General features: G+C 53.7%; 4 tRNA genes. All 4 read right to left on the minus strand.

Features of this window, described 5'->3' with window-relative positions:
- Window positions 1-15 precede the first annotated feature (15 nt).
- The 4 genes from EKC99_RS15470 to EKC99_RS15485 all read right to left on the minus strand — a co-directional run bounded on the left by EKC99_RS15470 (window position 16) and on the right by EKC99_RS15485 (window position 482).
- Window positions 16-91: transfer RNA gene (locus EKC99_RS15470), tRNA-Phe, on the minus strand.
- A gap of 5 nt (window positions 92-96) precedes the next feature.
- Window positions 97-172: transfer RNA gene (locus EKC99_RS15475), tRNA-Asp, on the minus strand.
- Between the two features lie 5 nt (window positions 173-177).
- Window positions 178-254 (minus strand) — tRNA-Met (locus EKC99_RS15480).
- Window positions 255-406: 152 nt separating this feature from the next.
- A tRNA-Val gene (locus EKC99_RS15485) sits at window positions 407-482 on the minus strand.

Raw genomic sequence — 482 nt, forward strand, 5'->3', positions numbered from 1 at the left:
CGACATCATTCAAAATGGTGGCTCGGGACGGAATCGAACCGCCGACACAAGGATTTTCAGTCCTTTGCTCTACCGACTGAGCTACCGAGCCGTACATGGCGGTCCCGACGGGACTCGAACCCGCGATCTCCTGCGTGACAGGCAGGCATGTTAACCACTACACTACGGGACCAATATTGGTTGCGGGGGCAGGATTTGAACCTGCGACCTTCGGGTTATGAGCCCGACGAGCTACCTGGCTGCTCCACCCCGCGACGATTGGAATAGAAACATATTTAGTGAAACACATCAAAACAATTGGCCGTCCCGCTCTCCGTGAGTTTAATCAAGTAGCAACTCGAGCGGTACGCTGATGTAATTTCTAGGATGTGGATTCGTTCGTGTTCCACCCCGCGATAATAACATATGGTGGAGGATGACGGGATCGAACCGCCGACCCCTTGCTTGTAAGGCAAGTGCTCTCCCAGCTGAGCTAATCCTCC

Source organism: Anoxybacillus sp. MB8 (assembly GCF_011006755.1).
Taxonomy (GTDB): Bacteria; Bacillota; Bacilli; order Bacillales; family Anoxybacillaceae; genus Anoxybacillus; species Anoxybacillus gonensis.